The sequence below is a fragment of the Streptomyces sp. rh34 genome, assembly GCF_002551245.1.
GTDB lineage: Bacteria > Actinomycetota > Actinomycetes > Streptomycetales > Streptomycetaceae > Streptomyces.
Genome location: NZ_NTGZ01000032.1, coordinates 25,971 through 42,372, shown reverse-complemented (window position 1 = coordinate 42,372; position 16,402 = coordinate 25,971). Strand labels below are relative to the sequence as shown.

The window sequence follows — 16,402 nt, the reverse complement described above, 5'->3', positions numbered from 1 at the left end:
GTCGCCGCCCGCCCGGCGCGGAGACCGAACGCGCTGACGGCGGCGGCGGTCAGGGCCGCGGCCAGCGGGACGACCAGGGCCGCCCGGTACCCGTCGAGGAGGGCGGCGGACGACGTGCCGTCCGTGGCCGCGACGTTGACGGCGGCCACCGCCGACAGCCCCAGCGCGGCCCCGAACTGGAAGGACGTGTAGAGCAGCCCGCCCGCCACACCCTGCTCCTCCTCGGCGATGCCGTCGGTGGCCACGATGGTGAGCGGCCCGTAGACCAGGGAGAAGGCCACGCCCAGGAGGAGCAGGCCCGGGAACATCGCCGCGTACGTCCAGTCCGCGGCGATCGGCAGGAACAGGGCGTACGACAGCGACGCGAGAAGCAGTCCGCCGAAGATGACCCGGGCGTTGCCGAACCGGGCCACCAGCCTCGGGGTGAGCAGCGGTGAGAGGACCGCGTCCACGCCGATCACGATCAGCGCGAAGCTGGTCCGGAGGGACGACCAGCCGCGCAGTTCCTGGAGGTAGAGCACGGCGATGAACTGGAAGCCGAAGAACCCGGCGGCGAACAGCAGCCCCGACACATTGGCACGGATCAGCGCTCCGCTGCGGAAGATCCCCAGGCGCACCAGAGGTGAGGACGAGGCGCGCTCGATCAGGACGAACGCGAGGAAGAGGAGCAGGGCCGCGCCGATCGTGCCGACGGTCCAGGCGGCCGGGACGTGCGTGGCCCGCTCGACGCCGAAGACGAGCAGCAGGATCCCGGCGGTGACGGCGACCGCTCCGGCCAGGTCGACACCCTGCCCGGCTCGCTGCGGGCGGGGCGAGGCGGGGACGAGCGCGAGCGCGGCGAGAAGGATGCCGAACGAGAGGACGACCGGGGCGAAGAACACCCAGCGCCAGTCGATGGCGGAGAGCAGCCCGCCGACGACCAGGCCGATCGAGAAGCCTCCGGCGGCGGTGCCCGAGTAGACCAGCAGGGCCTTGTTGCGCTGCGGCCCCTCCGGGAAGCCGGTGGTGATGATCGACAGGCCGGCCGGGGTCATGAAGGCCGCGGCGATCCCCGTCACGAAGCGGGCGACGACCAGCATCCAGCCCTCGGTGGCCAAGCCGCCCAGGCCGGAGAAGAGCAGGAACACCACGAGCCAGAGGATGAACATCCGGCGGCGGCCGAACAGGTCGGCCGCCCGTCCGCCCAGCAGCATGAAACCGCCGTAGCCCAGGACGTACGCGCTCATCACCCACTGGAGCGTTCCGGTGGACAGATCCAGATCCTCGCGGATCGCGGGCAGGGCCACGTTGAGCATGGCCACATCGATGCCCTCCAGGAAGATCGCGCCGCACAGAACGAGCAGCACGGCCCAGGCGCGTCCGGTCAAGCGGTCACTGCTCGAACTCGGCGGGGACGGTTCCGAAAGGGACGGTGATGAGGACACGGGACTTCTCCTTGTAAGCGGACGAATGGACATGGCGAGTCACCGCAACGGCGGTCGCGTGGAACGGATTTGCTGTGCGGAGACCTCAAGCAGGGTGTGGCAGCGCCGAGTTACCGAAGTGCCGGTCGGTTCCCTCTTGTAACCACTCGAAGCTTGCGGCACCGTGGGGAGGTATGGAAGAAGGCACTTCGAAGTCACCGAGTAACTGCGCGGATACCGGCGCCGCGCAGGACTACGACATCAGCCAGTGGGACGTCCGCGAGGGATGCGAGGTGCGGCAGATCCTCGACCGCGTCGCGGACAAGTGGTCGCTCCTCGCCATCGCCCACCTGGAACGCCGCACGCTGCGCTTCTCCGAGCTGCGCCGGCTGATCGAGGGCATCAGCCAGCGCATGCTGACGGTGACCCTGCGCCAGCTCGAACGGGACGGGCTGGTGCGGCGCACGGTCTACCCTGTCGTCCCGCCCCGGGTGGAGTACGAGCTGACGGAGCTGGGCGCGACGCTGCACACGACGATCAGGGCCCTGGTCGACTGGACCGAGAGCCACCAGCAGGAGATCGCGAGTGCGCGTGCCGACTACGACGCACGCAAGGAAGTAGAGGCGTCGGCCTCCTGAGAACGCGGGTCTTCACCATGTCCGCGCCGCCGGGGCCGCACTAAAGTGGGGCGGTGAACTCACCCCAGGGAAACGCCGTTTCACGCGTGAGCGAGGACGACCGCGAGAGTGCCGTGCGGCGGGTGCGGGAGGCGTACGCCGAGGAGCACATCTCGCACGAGGAGATGGACGAGCGCCTCGGCCGGGTGCTGACCGCCACGACACACGGCGAGCTCGCGGCGGCCCTGGACCCGCTCCCGGCGGAGGACCCGGGCACCACGTCGACGATCGCCGCCGCCGGCGGACGGATCAAGCGGCGCGGCGCATGGCGGGTGCCCCGCGTCCTCAAGGTCGAGTCCGCCTTCGGGCGGGTGCGTCTGGACCTGTCCCGGGCGATCATCGAATATCCGGTCGTCGACATCGAGCTGAGCCTCGGCACCGGCAACGCGGGCATCACCGTCCCGCGCGACGCGATCGTCGAGGTCGAGGGAGTGGCGACCGGCTGGAAGGACCTGCGCTACAGGCCCCGGCAGCCGACCCGTCCCGGCGCGCCGCGCATCCGCTTCTCGGGGGCGCTGGGATACGGGCGGCTGAAGATCCGCCACGCCTGGCGCTGAGGCGGAGGCCTCCGGGCCGCGAGTGCGGCGTCGCCCTACGGGATCAGCCGACTCGTGAACCCGGCCTCGACCAGCCGTTCGTAGGCCGCCGCGACCTCGTCCGGGACGGGCTGCTCGATCATGAAGCCCTGCGCCGGATACACGAGCAGCCGTTGCAGGGTCCCGACGAGCATGTCGACGACCATCCGGTCGTCCCCGATTGTGGCCGCGTACTCCTCGAAGGTCATCGGACTCGACGCGCTCACGATGTCGACCCTCGGCCATAGCTTGCGGGCCGTGGCGTACGCCCGTCGCTCCTCGTACGGCTTGCTGACCAGCAGTACGGAGTCCACGTTCACGCCTGCCGCGTCCAAGACGGTCCGCGAGAAGCGGATGTTCTCACCGGTGTTACGGGCTCGCGGCTCGACCAGCACGGCGGAGTCCGGTACGCCGAGTTCGAGGGCCCGCTCCCGGTAGTGCGCGGCCTCGCCGCGCGGCATCCGGTCGCGGGTGGTGGAGCTGGTCGATCCGGTGAACACGATGACGGGGGCCAGCCCGCGCAGGTAGAACCCCGCCGATGCGTCGGCCACGCCGAGGTCATGGCTGCCGAGCCCGATGATGACCGAGCAGGGGTGGGGGGTGTGGCGCATGAGGTGGTGATCCCACACCTGCCGGGCGTCCGACCAGGACTGGTTGGAGATCATGACGCATTGCCCTTCTTTCGCGCGGAGTCCGGTACCGCGAACTCGTATGTCCACCGGAACCTGGATGCCGCATGTACCCCGATGGCGAACTCGACCACCGTTCCGTCTGCGGTGGAGGTGGTTCGATGGAGCTCCACCACGGCTTCGCCGCTCGGAAGTTGGAGAAGTTTCACCTCTTCCGGCGTCGCGGAGCGGGCGAAGAGGTCCTCGCGCATGTGGTCGATCTCGTACCCGGCGTCGTACAGGACGCGGAACCCTCCACCACGGCCCGCAGGGCCGGGTGTCGGGTCGACGAGGCGTGTTCCCTCGACGTGTTCGGGGCGGTAGTAGCTGGTCATGGTGTGGGTTGGGTGGCCGCTCTCCTTGACCAGGCGAGCACGCGCGTACACATCGGATCCCGGCTCCAGGCCAAGGGCGACGGCAACCGTTGTTGTCGCCTGGACGCGGTTGACCGTCTGCGTCTGGTCACCACGGTTGTGGGGTCGCCCCGAGGCGACACGGTCGGCGATGAAGGCGACTTCGTCGCCGTCGCGCCACTTCGCCTTGTCGTAGCGGTCGATGCCCAGCCGCTTGAGCGCGGCCGGCGGTCGAACGACGGTGCCATGGCCGCGCGACGAGGTGACCAGGCCTTCCGCCTCCAGCGCCCTGTATGCCGCATGGACCGTCGATTTGGAGCCCTCGCCAGTTGCCACGAGATCCCTGATGTGCGGCAACTGCCGGCCCGGCGCGTACTCGCCGCTCCTGATGCGTTCGGCCAGCTTGTCGGCCAGGTCTCGCCACTTGGCCGCCCTGCAAGTGCGGGCATTCGCTGTGCCCCGACCTCGTGCCGCCGGATGGCGACAGGTGACCCTCTGTTGACACAGCCGCCCCGGCCGCGGTGAACACATCTACGGCGGCCGGTCGGCAGTCTCGCGGTATCGGGAGGCGGCAGATCAGCCCGGCAGCCCCAACTCCCGTGCGATCAGCATCCGCTGCACCTCGCTCGTCCCCTCGCCGATCTCCAGGATCTTCGAGTCGCGCCACATCCGCGCCACCGGGTACTCGTTCATGAAGCCGTAGCCGCCGTGGATCTGCGTCGCCTCCCGGGCGTTGTCCACCGCGACCGTCGAGGAGTACAGCTTCGCGATCGCCGCCTCCTTCTTGAACGGTTCGCCCGCCACCAGCCGCGAGGCCGCGTCGCGCCAGCCCACCCGCGCCATGTGGGCGCGCATCTCCATGTCGGCGATCTTGAACTGGATGGCCTGGTTCGCGCCGATCGGCTTGCCGAACGCGTGGCGTTCGGCCGCGTACTTCACCGACTCGTCCACACAGCCCTGCGCCAGGCCCGTGGCCAGTGCCGAGATCGCGACCCGGCCCTCGTCCAGGATGCGCAGGAACTGTGCGTAGCCGCGGCCCTCCTCGCCCAGGAGGTTCGCCGCCGGGACACGGACGTCGGAGAAGGACAACTCCCGGGTGTCCGAGGCGTTCCAGCCGACCTTCGAGTAGGGGGCGGCGACCGTGAAGCCCGGGGTGCCGGAGGGGACGATGATCGCGGAGATCCGGGGGCGGCCGTCCTCCTTACGGCCCGTCACAGCCGTCACCGTCACCAACTCGGTGATGTCCGTACCGGAGTTGGTGATGAAGCACTTCGAGCCGTTGATGACCCACTCGTTCGTTGCCTGGTCCAGCACCGCCGTCGTCCGTGTGCCGCCCGCGTCCGAGCCGCCGTCCGGCTCGGTCAGGCCGAACGCGCCGAGCGCCTCGCCCGAGCAGAGCTTCGGCAGCCACTGCCGCTTCTGCTCCTCCGTGCCGAACAGGTGCAGCGGCATCGCACCCAGCGAGACCCCCGCCTCCAGGGTGATCGCCACCGAGGAGTCGACCCGGGCCAGCTCCTCCAGGGCGATCCCGAGCGCCAGGTAGTCGCCGCCCATACCGCCGTACTCCTCCGGGAACGGCAGCCCGAACAGGCCCATGCGGCCCATCTCGCGCACGATCTCGTACGGGAATTCATGGCGCTCGTAGAAGTCGCCGATCTTCGGCGCGACGACGTCGTGCGCGAACGCCTCGACCGTGCGGCGCAGTTCCTCGTGCTCGGCGGTCAGCCGGTGGTCCAGGGACATGGGTAGCTCACTCCTTGTCGGAGGGGGAAGAAGAGGAAGGGGTCAGGGCGCGGACCGTGCGGGATGGGCTCGGCCGGCCCAGGTGTCCGGCCATCCAGACGCTGGTGGCGGTCAACTCACCCAGGTCGACGCCCGTTTCGATGCCGAGGCCGTCGAGCATCCACACGAGGTCCTCGGTGGCGAGATTGCCCGTGGCGCTCTTCGCGTACGGGCAGCCGCCCAGGCCGCCCGCCGAGGCGTCGACCGTGCTCACCCCGTGCTGGAGTGCCGCCAGGGTGTTGGACAGCGCCTGGCCGTACGTGTCGTGGAAGTGGACGCCGATGGAGTCCGTGGGGACGGCCGCCTCGTTCAGCGCTGTCAGCAGTGCCGACACGTGGCCCGGCGTCGCCACTCCGATGGTGTCGCCCAGCGACAGCTCGTCGCAGCCCAGGTCCATCAGCGCTTTCGCGACCCGGACCACCCGCGCCACCGGCACCGCGCCTTCCCACGGGTCGCCGAAGCACATCGACAGATAGCCGCGGACGTGCGCCTTCTCCGCCTTGGCGCGGGCCACCACCGGCTCGAACATGGCCAGCGACTCGTCCACGGTCCGGTTCAGGTTGCGCGCGGCGAACGTCTCCGTCGCCGAGCCGAACACCGCGATCGACCGGGCCCCGAGCGCCAGCGCACGGTCCAGCCCGCGTTCGTTCGGCACGAGGACCGGGAGGGAGACGTCGCCCACGTCCGCGATCTCCCCGAGGAGCGGGAACAGGGCTTCCGCGTCCGCCAGTTGGGGTACCCACTTCGGGTGCACGAAGCTCGTCGCCTCGATGGTGGTCAGGCCGGCCACCGCCAGCCGGCGGATGAACTCCGCCTTCACCTCCGTCGGAACGATCCCCTTCTCGTTCTGGAGGCCGTCCCGTGCCCCCACCTCGTGGATCCGGACCCGGGCCGGCAGCCCGGGGGCCGGGAGAGTCATCGGGAGCGTGCGCGGGGTCATGAGCCCTCCTCGGCCGCTACGGGGACCACTACCGCCAGGATCTGGTCCATCGCGACCGTCGCACCCGCCGTGACGTCCAGCTCGGTGACGGTCCCCGCGTGCGGGGCGGAGATCACGTGCTCCATCTTCATCGCCTCCACCACGAGCAGGCTCTGCCCGGCCTCGACCTCGTCGCCGACGGCGACCTTCACCACCGTGACCGTGCCCGGCATCGGGGCCGCCAGCGTGTCCGCCCCGCTCCGGCCCGCCCCGCTCAGGGACGCCTCCACCGGATCGTGGTCCTGGACGTGCCAGGTGTCGCCGTCCCGGCCGAGCCAGTCCCCGGAGCGGTGGAAGTGGCCCACCGTGCCGTCGAGTTCGACGGTGACCCGGTCGTGCGTGACCGTCGCGGAGGCCGGCGCGCTCCGAGTGACGGGTTCAGCTCCCCCTACGCGCAGCGGGAAGAGCAACGGCGCCCGCACACCGCCCGTGCGCCACCCGCTCGGCACCGAGAACGGGTCCGTCCAGCCGCCCGCGTCCGGCCGGGGGGCCAGCGCCTCCCGGCGGACCGCCGCAGCCGCCGCGTACACCTCGTCCGGCACCCCGTCCGGCACCAGGCCCTCCGCCTCGCGCTCCACCAGCCCGGTGTCCAGGTCGCCGGAGACCACGTCCGGGTGGGCCAGCAGACGGCGCAGGAAGCCCGCGTTGGTCGGGACGCCGAGGATGACCGTGTCCGCGAGGGCCGCCCGCAGTTTGCGCAGCGCGCTCGCGCGGTCGGGGCCGTACGCGATGACCTTCGACAGCATCGGGTCGTACAGGCTGCCCACCGGCACGCCCTCGCTGAGCCCCGAGTCCGTCCGCACCCCGCCGCCCTGCGGCTCGCGCAGCGCCAGCACCGTACCGCCGGACGGCAGGAAGCCCCGGGAGGGGTCCTCGGCGCAGACGCGGGCCTCGATCGCCCAGCCGGTCAGGGTGATGTCCTCCTGCGCGTACGGCAGTCGCTCGCCGGACGCCACCCGCAGCTGCCACTCCACCAGGTCCAGGCCGGTGATCAGCTCGGTGACCGGGTGCTCGACCTGGAGGCGGGTGTTCATCTCCATGAAGTAGTACGAGGCCGGGTCGTCACCCGGGACGATGAATTCCACCGTGCCCGCGCCCGCATACCCGCAGGAGCGCGCCGCCTGCACGGCCGCCTCGCCCATCGCCGCCCGGGTCTCCTCGTCGAGGAAGACCGACGGGGCCTCCTCGATGATCTTCTGGTGGCGGCGCTGGAGCGAGCACTCGCGCTCGCCGAGGTGGATCACGTTGCCGTGGGCGTCGGCCAGCACCTGGATCTCGATGTGGCGCGGCCGGTCGATCCACCGCTCCACGAGGAGGGTGTCGTCGCCGAAGGAGGCGCGTGCCTCGCGGCGGGCCGCCGCGATCTCCTCCGCCAGCACCGCCGCGTCGCGGACCAGGCGCATGCCCTTGCCGCCGCCGCCCGCCGAGGGCTTCAGGAGGACCGGCACGCCGATCTCCCGTGCCGCTTCCTCCAGTTGGGCATCGGTCAGGCCGCTCCCGGAGGAGCCGGGCACGACCGGGACCCCGGCCGCCGCGACCGTCTCCTTGGCCCGGATCTTGTCGCCCATGAGGGAGATCGCGGAGGCGGGCGGGCCGATGAAGACCAGCCCCGCGTCCGCGCACGCCTGGGCGAAGCCGGCGTTCTCCGCCAGGAACCCGTACCCGGGGTGCACGGCCTGCGCGCCCGTGCGGCGGGCCGCCTCCAGGAGCGCGGCCACGTTCAGATAGCTCTCGGACGCGGGCGGCGGGCCGATCCGGACCGCCGTGTCCGCCTCCCGTACATGGCGGGCGTCCGCGTCCGCGTCGCTGAAGACCGCGACCGAGCGCACCCCCTGCTCCCGCAGGGTCCGGATCACCCGGACCGCGATCTCGCCGCGGTTGGCGACCAGAACGGTGTCGAACATCGTCATCTGTTCCTCACATCCGGAAGACGCCGAAGCCGGGCCCGGCCGGGTCCTTCTGGGGCAGCGGGGCATTGGCGCAGGCCGTGAGCGCGAGGCCCAGGACCTGCCGGGTGTCCACGGGGTCGATCACGCCGTCGTCCCAGAGCCGGGCGGTCGCGTAGTAGGCGTTGCCCTGGGTCTCGTACTGGGCGCGGATCGGGGCCTTGAACGTCTCCTCGTCCTCGGCGCTCCAGTCGTCGCCGAGCTGGTCGCGCTTGACGGTGGCCAGCACGGAGGCGGCCTGCTCGCCGCCCATCACCGAGATCTTGGCGTTCGGCCACATCCACAGGAAGCGGGGGCTGTAGGCCCGGCCGCACATGGAGTAGTTGCCCGCGCCGTACGAACCGCCGACCACGACCGTCAGCTTCGGCACGCGGGTGCAGGCCACCGCCGTGACCATCTTCGCGCCGTGCTTGGCGATGCCGCCCGCCTCGTAGTCCCGGCCGACCATGAAGCCGGAGATGTTCTGGAGGAAGACGAGCGGGATGCCCCGCTGGTCGCACAGTTCGATGAAGTGCGCGCCCTTCTGGGCCGACTCGGAGAACAGGATCCCGTTGTTCGCGACGATCCCGACCGGGTGGCCGTGGATCCGGGCGAAGCCGGTGATCAGCGTCGTGCCGTACTCCGCCTTGAACTCCTGGAAGCGCGAGCCGTCCACCACCCGGGCGATGATCTCGCGCACGTCGTACGGGGTGCGGGAGTCCACCGGGACCGCCCCGTACAGACCGGCCGGGTCCACCTTCGGCTCCTCGGCCGGCTCGACCGACCAGGGGAGCGGGGCACGGTCCGGGAGGGTCGCGACGATGTTGCGGACGATCCGCAGGGCGTGCGCGTCGTCCTCCGCGAGATGGTCGGTGACCCCCGACGTACGGGAGTGGACCTCGCCGCCGCCCAGCTCCTCCGCCGTGACGACCTCGCCGGTGGCGGCCTTCACCAGCGGGGGGCCGCCGAGGAAGATCGTGCCCTGGTTGCGGACGATCACGGCCTCGTCGCTCATCGCCGGGACGTACGCCCCGCCCGCCGTGCAGGAACCCAGTACCGCCGCGATCTGCGGAATGCCGGCCCCCGACATCCGGGCCTGGTTGTAGAAGATCCGCCCGAAGTGGTCCCGGTCGGGGAAGACCTCGTCCTGCATCGGCAGGAACGCGCCGCCCGAGTCGACCAGATAGAGGCAGGGGAGACGATTCTCCAGCGCGACTTCCTGGGCGCGCAGGTGCTTCTTCACGGTCATCGGGTAGTACGTGCCGCCCTTGACGGTCGCGTCATTGGCGACGATCACGCACTCCCGGCCGCTGACCCGCCCGATCCCGGCGATCACCCCGGCGGCCGGGGCGGCGCCCCCGTACAGCCCCTCGGCAGCCAGCGGGGCCAGCTCCAGGAACGGCGAGCCCGGGTCGAGGAGGGTGTCCACCCGGTCCCGGGGGAGCAGCTTGCCGCGCGCCTCGTGGCGGGCCCGCGCCTTCTCACCCCCGCCCAGCCGTGCCGTGGCGAGGCGCCCCGCCAGCTCGTCGGAGAGCGCGCGATGAGCCGCCTCGTTGGCCTGCCAGGCCTCCGAGGCGGGATCGGCCGCGCTCGCCAGGACCGGTGCCTGCTGCATCGTGTCGAGCCCCCTTGCCCGTACCGCGATAGTCAACCGCTGCTGTCACTGCTGTCACTGCTGTTAGTGCTGTTAGTGAGCGTTAACGCGTTTCCCTCAGGTTAACGAGCGCTAACGACCCTGTCTAGAATGAATCCTCATGAGCACCCATGCCGCCGCCCGCGTCGCGGCCCCCACCCGCCGCGAGCAGATCCTCCGGGAGGCCGCCCGCCTCTTCGCCGAGCGCGGCTTCCACGGCGTCGGCGTCGACGAGATAGGCGCCGCCGTGGGGATCAGCGGCCCGGGCCTCTACCGTCACTTCCCCGGCAAGGACGCGATGCTCGCCGAGCTCCTGGTGGGCATCAGCGAACGTCTGCTGGAAGGCGGCCGCATGCGGGTGTCGGAGGACGCCGCCCGGGGCGACGGTTCTCCGGAGGCCCTCCTGGACGCGCTCATCGAGGGCCACATCGACTTCGCCCTCGACGACCGTCCCCTGATCACCCTCCACGACCGAGAGCTGGACCGGCTGCGCGACACGGACCGCAAGCGGGTGCGCCGCCTCCAGCGCGAGTACGTAGAGGTCTGGGTCGGCGTCGTCCGCGCCCTCTATCCGTCGCTGGCCGAGAACCGGGCCCGTGTCACCGTGCACGCCGTCTTCGGCCTGCTGAACTCCACCCCGCACCTGGCCCGGCCCGAGGCCCTGCCCGGCCGGGCGGTGACCGCTGCCCTGCTGCACCGGCTGGCCCGGGGCGCCTTCGCCGCGGCGGAACCCTCCTGAGCAGCGTCTCCGCCTCCGTCCGCTGACCGGGCCCCTGCCCCTGCCCCAGCCCCTGGCCGCCCCCTGATCTGCTCCTTTCCGTTCCTGGGCAACCTCGGACGAGGTCCGCACGTCTGTCCGGACGACACGTAACGAATCGGGGAGCCGCTCCATGCCCGTCTCACTGGGCGAAGAAATCATGCTGCTGTCGCTGGACGACACGACCGGCGCGGCGAAGGGGGAGACCGCGGCCCGCTGGGGCGTGGCGGCCGGCATGCTCCTGGAGCTGGTCATGGCGGGCCGCGTCACGGTGAGGGGCGGCCGCGTCGAGGTCTTCGACCCGTCCCCGACGGGCGACCCGCTCCTGGACGGACGGCTCGACCGGCTGGCGCGCTGGGTCCACGGGACGTCCAGCAGCCGCAAGGTGACCGACTGGCTGACCCGGGACCACGCCAAGGGCTCGCAGGACGTCGTGGTGAGCCTCTGCGCCCGGGGCCTGGTGACCGAGGAGAAGCACCGGGCCCTCGGCGTCTTCCCGGTGCGCCGCTACCCGGAGGCCGACGGAACCGTCGAGCGGGAACTGCGCGCCCGGCTGACCGCCACGGTGCTGCACGGGGCCGAGCCGGACGCCCGCACCAGCGCCCTCGTCGCCCTGCTGCACGCCACGGGCATGCACCCCCAGGCCTTCCCCGGCCTGCCGAAGAAGCAGGTCACCCCGCGCATGGCCCACATCGCCGAAGGCCACTGGGCGGGCGTGAGCGTGCGCGAGGCGATCCGCAACCTCCAGGCGGCGATCTCCACGGTGACCGTGGTGACGGTCCTCTCCGTGGTGTCGTAGGGCCTGGCCGGACCTCGGGACCGGACGCCTGGCCGGACCTCGGGACCGGACGCCTGGCCGGACCTCGGGACCGGACGCCTGACCGGCCACACGCCCGGATGTCCGGCCGGAAGCGGACCCTCCGCCGGACAGAACACCCGGCACACCGGTCCGTCGGGCAAGACACCGGGGACACCCCGCGCACCGGACGGCACAATGGGGCCATGCCGATACCCAGCCGCGCCGCCCTCGTCGACCATCTCGTCCGTACGCGTATCGCGGGGGACGTCGCCACGCCACGCGACAACAACCTCTCCCACTACCGCAAGCTCGCCAACGGCGACCGCCACTACTGGCTGGGCCTGGAGCTGGGCGACCGCTGGACCGACGAGCAGGACGTGCTCGCCGTGATGGCCGAGCGCTGCGGGGTCAACGACGACCCGGCGCACCGGCAGGGCCAGGACACCATCGACCCGGAGCTGACGGTCGACGCCCTGGAGCGGATGGCGGCCCGGCTGCGCAAGGCCGCGGACGGCCGCGAGCGGGTCCTGTTCGCCACCGGGCACCCCGGCGGCATGCTGGACGTGCACCGGCAGACGGCGGACGCGCTGCGCCGCGCGGGCTGCGAGATCGTCCGCATCCCGTCCGGGCTGATGGCGGACGAGGGCATGGTCTTCCAGTTCGCCGACGTCGCGATGCTGGAACGCGGGGCGACCCTCTGGCACACCCACTCCCCGGCCCCGATGGCCGCCGTCCTGGACGCCATGGCCCACCTGGGCCGCCCGCTGCCCGACCTGGTCGTCGCCGACCACGGCTGGGCGGGCTGCGCGGGACAGCGGGGGCTGGACGCGATCGGTTACGCGGACTGCAACGACCCGGCCCTGTTCCTCGGTGAGGCGGAGGGCACCCTTCAGGTCACGGTCCCGCTGGACGACCACGTCACCGACCCGCGCTTCTACGACCCGATGACGGAGTACCTGCTGCACGCGGCGGGGCTGCTGGAGGAGCAGGCGGAGTCCGTGGAGTCCGTGGCATCCGTGGGGGAGCCGGCCGCGTAGGCGATGAGGGCCGGCGATGAGTTTCAGGCCCGGCGGGCGTCCTCATCGACACCGGTACTGACACCGACACCGGTACTGACACCGACACCGGTACTGACACCGACACCGATAAGCGTCAGGGGCCGGTGGCGGAGCCGATGCGGCAACCCTCAGGAGCCGCTGTGGCGCAGCCGCTGCGCCCGGCCCGGCGTCGGGTCCAGATAGACCCGCCGCACCGACGGGAACCGTTCGCGCAGCTGGGCCTCCGCCTCCTCGCAGGCCCACTCGACCTCGGTGGCGGTGGCCATGTCCCGGAAGTCGATCTTCGCCGCGATCAGGATCTCGTACGGCCCCTGGATGAGCGTGGTCAGCTCCAGTACGTCCACGATGTGCGGCACCGACAGCAGCTCCTCGCGCACCCCGGACCGCATCGCCGGGGGCAGCGGCCGGCCGATGAGCAGCTGGGCGTTGGACCGGCCCAGCACCCAGGCCACGTACACGAGCAGCAGGCCGATCAGACAGGACGCGATCCCGTCCCAGACCCCCGACCCCGTCAGTTGCCCGCCCAGCAGGCCGCCCGCGGCCAGCAGCAGGCCGGTCAGGGCCGCCGAGTCCTCCATCACGACGGCTTTCACCGCCGTGTCGGGGGTGTGGCGCAGGTAGTACGCGTCCGGCACCCGCAGCCGTGACGCCTCGCGCCGCACCTGTTTGACCCCGGTGCGCAGCGAGTAGCTCTCCAGGAGGAAGGCGACGCCGAGGACGATGTAGGAGACGAGCGGGTCGCCCAGTTCCTCGCCGGCGACCAGGGTGTGGACTCCGTCGTAGAGGGAGAAGACGGCCCCGCCGACGAAGGTGGCGATGGAGGCGAGCATCGCCCAGATGTAGCGCTCGGGGCCGTAGCCGAGGGGGTGGCTCTCGTCGGCGGGCTTCCCGCTCCGCTTGAGCGCGGCGAGGAGCATGACCTCCGTGACGGTGTCGGCGACGGAGTGGGCCGCCTCGGAGAGCATCGCGCTGGAGCCGCTGATCAGCCCGGCGACGGCCTTCGCCACGGCGATGCCGAGGTTGGCGACGGCCGCCACGATCACCGTGAACGTGGACTCCCCGCCATCAGCTTCACTGCCCGCTCTCGCGTCGCTCATGGTGGGGAGTATGTCCGAAATGATGCTTCGGGTGGTGCTCATCCCCGGGGGATGCGGACGACGCCTTCCTGGATGACGGTGATGGCGAGGCGCCCGTCGGCGGTGTGGATACGGGCCTGGCCCAGACCGCGACCACCGGAGGCGGAGGGCGACTCCTGGTCGTACAGCAGCCACTCGTCCGCCCGGAACGGCCGGTGGAACCACATCGCGTGGTCCAGGCTCGCGCCGACCACGTCCCCGACCGCCCAGCCGCCCCGCCCGTGGGCGAGGAGCACCGAGTCGAGCAGGGTCATGTCGGAGACGTACGTGGCCATGCAGACGTGCAGCAGCGGATCGTCCGCGAGCTTGCCGTTCGTCCGGAACCACACCTGGGACCGGGGCTCGCGCGCCTCGCCCACCGTGCCGAACGGCGGCGCGTCCACGTACCGCAGGTCCACCGCCGCCCGCGCCTCGATCAGCCGGTCCACGACCCCCGGATCGCTGAAGCGGTCCGCGTACCGGGGCAGCATCTCGGCGGCCGTCGGCAGGGTCTCCGGGTCCGGGGCGGTGGGCATGGGCGCCTGGTGCTCCATGCCCTCCTCGTGACTCTGGAAGGACGCGGAGAGGTGGAAGATCGGCTGCCCGTGCTGGACGGCGACGACGCGGCGGGTGGTGAAGGACCGGCCGTCGCGGATCCGGTCGACGCTGTAGACGATGGGCGCGCCGGGGTCGCCCGCCCGCAGGAAGTACGCGTGCAGGGAGTGGGCGGCCCGGTCGGCGGGGACGGTGCGGCCCGCGGCGACGAGCGCCTGGGCCGCGACCTGGCCGCCGAACACCCGGGGCACGAGCGCGCTGCGGCTCTCGCCCCGGAAGATGTCCCGCTCGATCTGCTCCAGGTCGAGCAGGTGGAGCAGATCGAGCAGGGGATCGGGACTCTCGTTCATGGAGGGAAGGTAATCCCTTACAGACCCATGGACTTGGCGATGATCGACTTCATGACCTCGCTGGTGCCGCCGTAGATGCGGTTGACGCGGTTGTCCGCGTAGAGGCGGGCGATCGGGTACTCGTTCATGAAGCCGTAGCCGCCGTGCAGCTGGAGGCAGCGGTCGATGACGCGGTGGGCGACCTCGGTGCAGAACAACTTCGCGGAGGCGGCCTCCGCCGCTGTCAGCTCTCCGGCGTCCAGGGCCTCCAGCGCGCGGTCGGCGACGGCCTGGGCCGCGTCCACCTCGGCCTGGCAGGCGGCCAGCTCGAACTTGGTGTTCTGGAACGAGGCGACCGTCTTGCCGAAGACCGTGCGCTCCCGCACGTAGTCCGAGGCGAAGCGGACGGCGGCCGCGGCCTGGGCGTACGCGCCGAAGGCGATGCCCCAGCGCTCGGAGGCCAGGTTGGTGCCGAGGTAGCCGAAGCCCTTGTTCTCCTCGCCGAGGAGGTCCTCGGCCGGGACCTTGACGTCGACGAACGCCAGCTCGGCGGTGTCGGAGGTCTTCAGGCCGAGCTTGTCGAGCTTGCGGCCGACCGAGTAGCCCGCGGACTTGGTGTCGACGGCGAAGAGGGAGATGCCGAAGCGGCGGTCGTCCTCGCGCGGGGCGGCGGTGCGGGCGCAGACGATGACGCGGTCGGCGTGCACGCCGCCGGTGATGAAGGTCTTCGCGCCGTTGAGGACGTAGTGCGTGCCGTCCTCGGAGAGCTTGGCGGTGGTCTTCATGCCCGCGACGTCGGAGCCGGTGCCCGGCTCGGTCATCGCGAGGGCCCACATCTCCTCGCCGGTGGCGAACTTCGGCAGCCAGCGCTTCTTCTGCTCGCCGGTGGCGAGCATCTTCAGGTAGGGGAGGCCGAGCAGCGTGTGCACGCCGGAGCCGCCGAAGGAGACGCCCGCGCGAGCGGTCTCCTCGTAGATGACGGCCTCGTACTTGTGCGAGTCGATGCCCGCGCCGCCGTACTCCTCGTCGACCGCGATGCCGAAGATGCCCAGCTCGCCGAGTTTGAGGTAGAAGTCGCGCGGCACCTCGCCCGCGGCGAACCACTCGTCGTAGACCGGCACGACCTCGGCCGCGATGAAGGCGCGGATGGTCTCCCGGAACGCCTCGTGGTCCTCGTTGAATACCGTACGGCGCACGGGATGCCTCCTAGGTCGGCAGTCGATTCGTTCTTGCTAAGCGCTTGCTCAGACTTCCCTCGAAGTTACCCGCCGGTTGTGGCCGCTGTCCAGGGTGATGCTCGGCACGCGGAGACCCGAGGGGCACCGCCTCAGCGCCCGCGCACGGCCCGATTGTCAGTGGCGTGGGGGAGTATCGGAACGGCGGCGACGGAACGTACGGAACGTATGGGGGAGACCACCGTGACCATCACGAACGAGCAGTTGGCGGAGCACACGTTCCTGGCCCTGCTGTACGAGGACGACTACTTCCCCGACCACGTCCTGGACAAGGGCACGGCGGTCCTGCGCGCCCTGTGCGAGCGGATCGAGGCCGAGCGGCCCGCGGACCTCACCGCCCTGTACGCCCTGACGGCCGCGCCGACCCGGGCCTTCAACGACCTGGAGGCGGAGTTCGAGGCGGCGGGCAGCGAGATCGAGACGACCGCCCGCGAGGAGATAGGCGAGGCCTTCTGGATCATCGCGACGGCGTACGGCTTCACGGACGCGGACCCGGAGAAGCTGATCGCCGAGCGTGAGTGGTGACCGGGTCCCGCCTCCGCGGGACGGGCCGGGCGCC

General features: G+C 71.3%; 16 protein-coding genes. 6 read left to right on the top strand and 10 right to left on the bottom strand.

All coding sequences use genetic code 11. The annotated features are described in order from the left end of the window. Positions 1 to 1,367, bottom strand: a 1,367-nt coding sequence (locus tag CR470_RS09560) for an MFS transporter (protein WP_097867136.1), incomplete at its 3' end; no start/stop codon positions are given. A gap of 230 nt (positions 1,368 to 1,597) precedes the next feature. Here CR470_RS09560 and CR470_RS09555 point away from each other — a divergent pair. Further along, positions 1,598 to 2,041 (top strand): winged helix-turn-helix transcriptional regulator, encoded by a 444-nt coding sequence (locus CR470_RS09555; protein WP_097867135.1) that lies wholly within the window; start codon positions 1,598 to 1,600, stop codon positions 2,039 to 2,041. 86 nt (positions 2,042 to 2,127) lie between these two features. Next, positions 2,128 to 2,637, top strand: coding sequence for a DUF1707 SHOCT-like domain-containing protein (locus tag CR470_RS09550; protein ID WP_373561396.1), 510 nt, complete (start codon positions 2,128 to 2,130; stop codon positions 2,635 to 2,637). A gap of 35 nt (positions 2,638 to 2,672) precedes the next feature. Here CR470_RS09550 and CR470_RS09545 read toward each other — a convergent pair whose 3' ends face one another. The 6 genes from CR470_RS09545 to CR470_RS09520 all read right to left on the bottom strand — a co-directional run bounded on the left by CR470_RS09545 (position 2,673) and on the right by CR470_RS09520 (position 9,977). After that, positions 2,673 to 3,320 (bottom strand): YdcF family protein, encoded by a 648-nt coding sequence (locus tag CR470_RS09545; RefSeq protein ID WP_097867133.1) that lies wholly within the window; start codon positions 3,318 to 3,320, stop codon positions 2,673 to 2,675. Then, entirely contained in the window at positions 3,317 to 4,090 is a 774-nt protein-coding gene (locus CR470_RS09540; RefSeq protein WP_257138530.1) for a GntR family transcriptional regulator, read from the bottom strand. The genes CR470_RS09545 and CR470_RS09540 overlap by 4 nt, the downstream gene beginning before the upstream one ends. Before the next feature lie 162 nt (positions 4,091 to 4,252). Further along, complete coding sequence (locus CR470_RS09535; protein ID WP_097867131.1) at positions 4,253 to 5,419, bottom strand: acyl-CoA dehydrogenase family protein; 1,167 nt, start codon at positions 5,417 to 5,419, stop codon at positions 4,253 to 4,255. A 7-nt stretch (positions 5,420 to 5,426) separates the two neighbouring features. Next, on the bottom strand, positions 5,427 to 6,398 hold the full coding sequence (locus CR470_RS09530; protein ID WP_097867130.1) for a hydroxymethylglutaryl-CoA lyase: 972 nt from the start codon (positions 6,396 to 6,398) through the stop codon (positions 5,427 to 5,429). Beyond that, positions 6,395 to 8,347 carry an acetyl-CoA carboxylase biotin carboxylase subunit gene (locus tag CR470_RS09525; protein WP_097867129.1) on the bottom strand — a complete coding sequence of 651 codons (1,953 nt, stop codon included), beginning with the start codon at positions 8,345 to 8,347 and terminating at the stop codon, positions 6,395 to 6,397. Before CR470_RS09525 ends, CR470_RS09530 begins: the two co-directional genes overlap by 4 nt. Before the next feature lie 7 nt (positions 8,348 to 8,354). After that, positions 8,355 to 9,977: a carboxyl transferase domain-containing protein gene (locus CR470_RS09520; protein WP_097867128.1), complete on the bottom strand. Its 1,623-nt coding sequence runs from the start codon at positions 9,975 to 9,977 to the stop codon at positions 8,355 to 8,357. Between the two features lie 139 nt (positions 9,978 to 10,116). On the opposite strand from CR470_RS09520, the gene CR470_RS09515 reads away from it, so the two are divergent. The 3 genes from CR470_RS09515 to CR470_RS09505 all read left to right on the top strand — a co-directional run bounded on the left by CR470_RS09515 (position 10,117) and on the right by CR470_RS09505 (position 12,588). Further along, positions 10,117 to 10,734 (top strand): SACE_7040 family transcriptional regulator, encoded by a 618-nt coding sequence (locus tag CR470_RS09515; protein ID WP_007452780.1) that lies wholly within the window; start codon positions 10,117 to 10,119, stop codon positions 10,732 to 10,734. A 151-nt stretch (positions 10,735 to 10,885) separates the two neighbouring features. Then, positions 10,886 to 11,551 carry a GOLPH3/VPS74 family protein gene (locus CR470_RS09510; RefSeq protein WP_097867127.1) on the top strand — a complete coding sequence of 222 codons (666 nt, stop codon included), beginning with the start codon at positions 10,886 to 10,888 and terminating at the stop codon, positions 11,549 to 11,551. A gap of 203 nt (positions 11,552 to 11,754) precedes the next feature. Further along, a complete protein-coding gene (locus CR470_RS09505; protein ID WP_097867126.1) occupies positions 11,755 to 12,588 on the top strand; it encodes a phosphatase in 834 nt (277 codons plus the stop codon). Positions 12,589 to 12,737: 149 nt separating this feature from the next. Here CR470_RS09505 and CR470_RS09500 read toward each other — a convergent pair whose 3' ends face one another. From CR470_RS09500 to CR470_RS09490, 3 genes are read right to left on the bottom strand one after another with little or no spacing between them, the layout of a single operon-like run. Continuing rightward, a complete protein-coding gene (locus tag CR470_RS09500) occupies positions 12,738 to 13,706 on the bottom strand; it encodes a cation diffusion facilitator family transporter (protein ID WP_097867139.1) in 969 nt (322 codons plus the stop codon). A gap of 38 nt (positions 13,707 to 13,744) precedes the next feature. After that, complete coding sequence (locus CR470_RS09495) at positions 13,745 to 14,629, bottom strand: acyl-CoA thioesterase (protein WP_097867125.1); 885 nt, start codon at positions 14,627 to 14,629, stop codon at positions 13,745 to 13,747. A gap of 17 nt (positions 14,630 to 14,646) precedes the next feature. Beyond that, positions 14,647 to 15,804 (bottom strand): acyl-CoA dehydrogenase family protein, encoded by a 1,158-nt coding sequence (locus CR470_RS09490; protein WP_097867124.1) that lies wholly within the window; start codon positions 15,802 to 15,804, stop codon positions 14,647 to 14,649. A gap of 222 nt (positions 15,805 to 16,026) precedes the next feature. Here CR470_RS09490 and CR470_RS09485 point away from each other — a divergent pair, with 222 nt between their 5' ends. Then, positions 16,027 to 16,368: a DUF5713 family protein gene (locus CR470_RS09485; RefSeq protein ID WP_097867138.1), complete on the top strand. Its 342-nt coding sequence runs from the start codon at positions 16,027 to 16,029 to the stop codon at positions 16,366 to 16,368. The last annotated feature ends 34 nt before the right edge of the window (positions 16,369 to 16,402 follow it).

What these genes read in the sequence shown, in the direction of transcription:
- CR470_RS09555 (WP_097867135.1), top strand. Translation starts at nt 1,598, where the DNA reads ATGGAAGAAGGCACTTCGAAGTCACCGAGTAACTGCGCGGATACCGGC.
- CR470_RS09545 (WP_097867133.1), bottom strand. Translation starts at nt 3,320, where the DNA reads ATGATCTCCAACCAGTCCTGGTCGGACGCCCGGCAGGTGTGGGATCAC.
- CR470_RS09535 (WP_097867131.1), bottom strand. Translation starts at nt 5,419, where the DNA reads ATGTCCCTGGACCACCGGCTGACCGCCGAGCACGAGGAACTGCGCCGC.
- CR470_RS09530 (WP_097867130.1), bottom strand. Translation starts at nt 6,398, where the DNA reads ATGACCCCGCGCACGCTCCCGATGACTCTCCCGGCCCCCGGGCTGCCG.
- CR470_RS09525 (WP_097867129.1), bottom strand. Translation starts at nt 8,347, where the DNA reads ATGACGATGTTCGACACCGTTCTGGTCGCCAACCGCGGCGAGATCGCG.
- CR470_RS09520 (WP_097867128.1), bottom strand. Translation starts at nt 9,977, where the DNA reads ATGCAGCAGGCACCGGTCCTGGCGAGCGCGGCCGATCCCGCCTCGGAG.
- CR470_RS09515 (WP_007452780.1), top strand. Translation starts at nt 10,117, where the DNA reads ATGAGCACCCATGCCGCCGCCCGCGTCGCGGCCCCCACCCGCCGCGAG.
- CR470_RS09510 (WP_097867127.1), top strand. Translation starts at nt 10,886, where the DNA reads ATGCCCGTCTCACTGGGCGAAGAAATCATGCTGCTGTCGCTGGACGAC.
- CR470_RS09505 (WP_097867126.1), top strand. Translation starts at nt 11,755, where the DNA reads ATGCCGATACCCAGCCGCGCCGCCCTCGTCGACCATCTCGTCCGTACG.
- CR470_RS09500 (WP_097867139.1), bottom strand. Translation starts at nt 13,706, where the DNA reads ATGAGCGACGCGAGAGCGGGCAGTGAAGCTGATGGCGGGGAGTCCACG.
- CR470_RS09495 (WP_097867125.1), bottom strand. Translation starts at nt 14,629, where the DNA reads ATGAACGAGAGTCCCGATCCCCTGCTCGATCTGCTCCACCTGCTCGAC.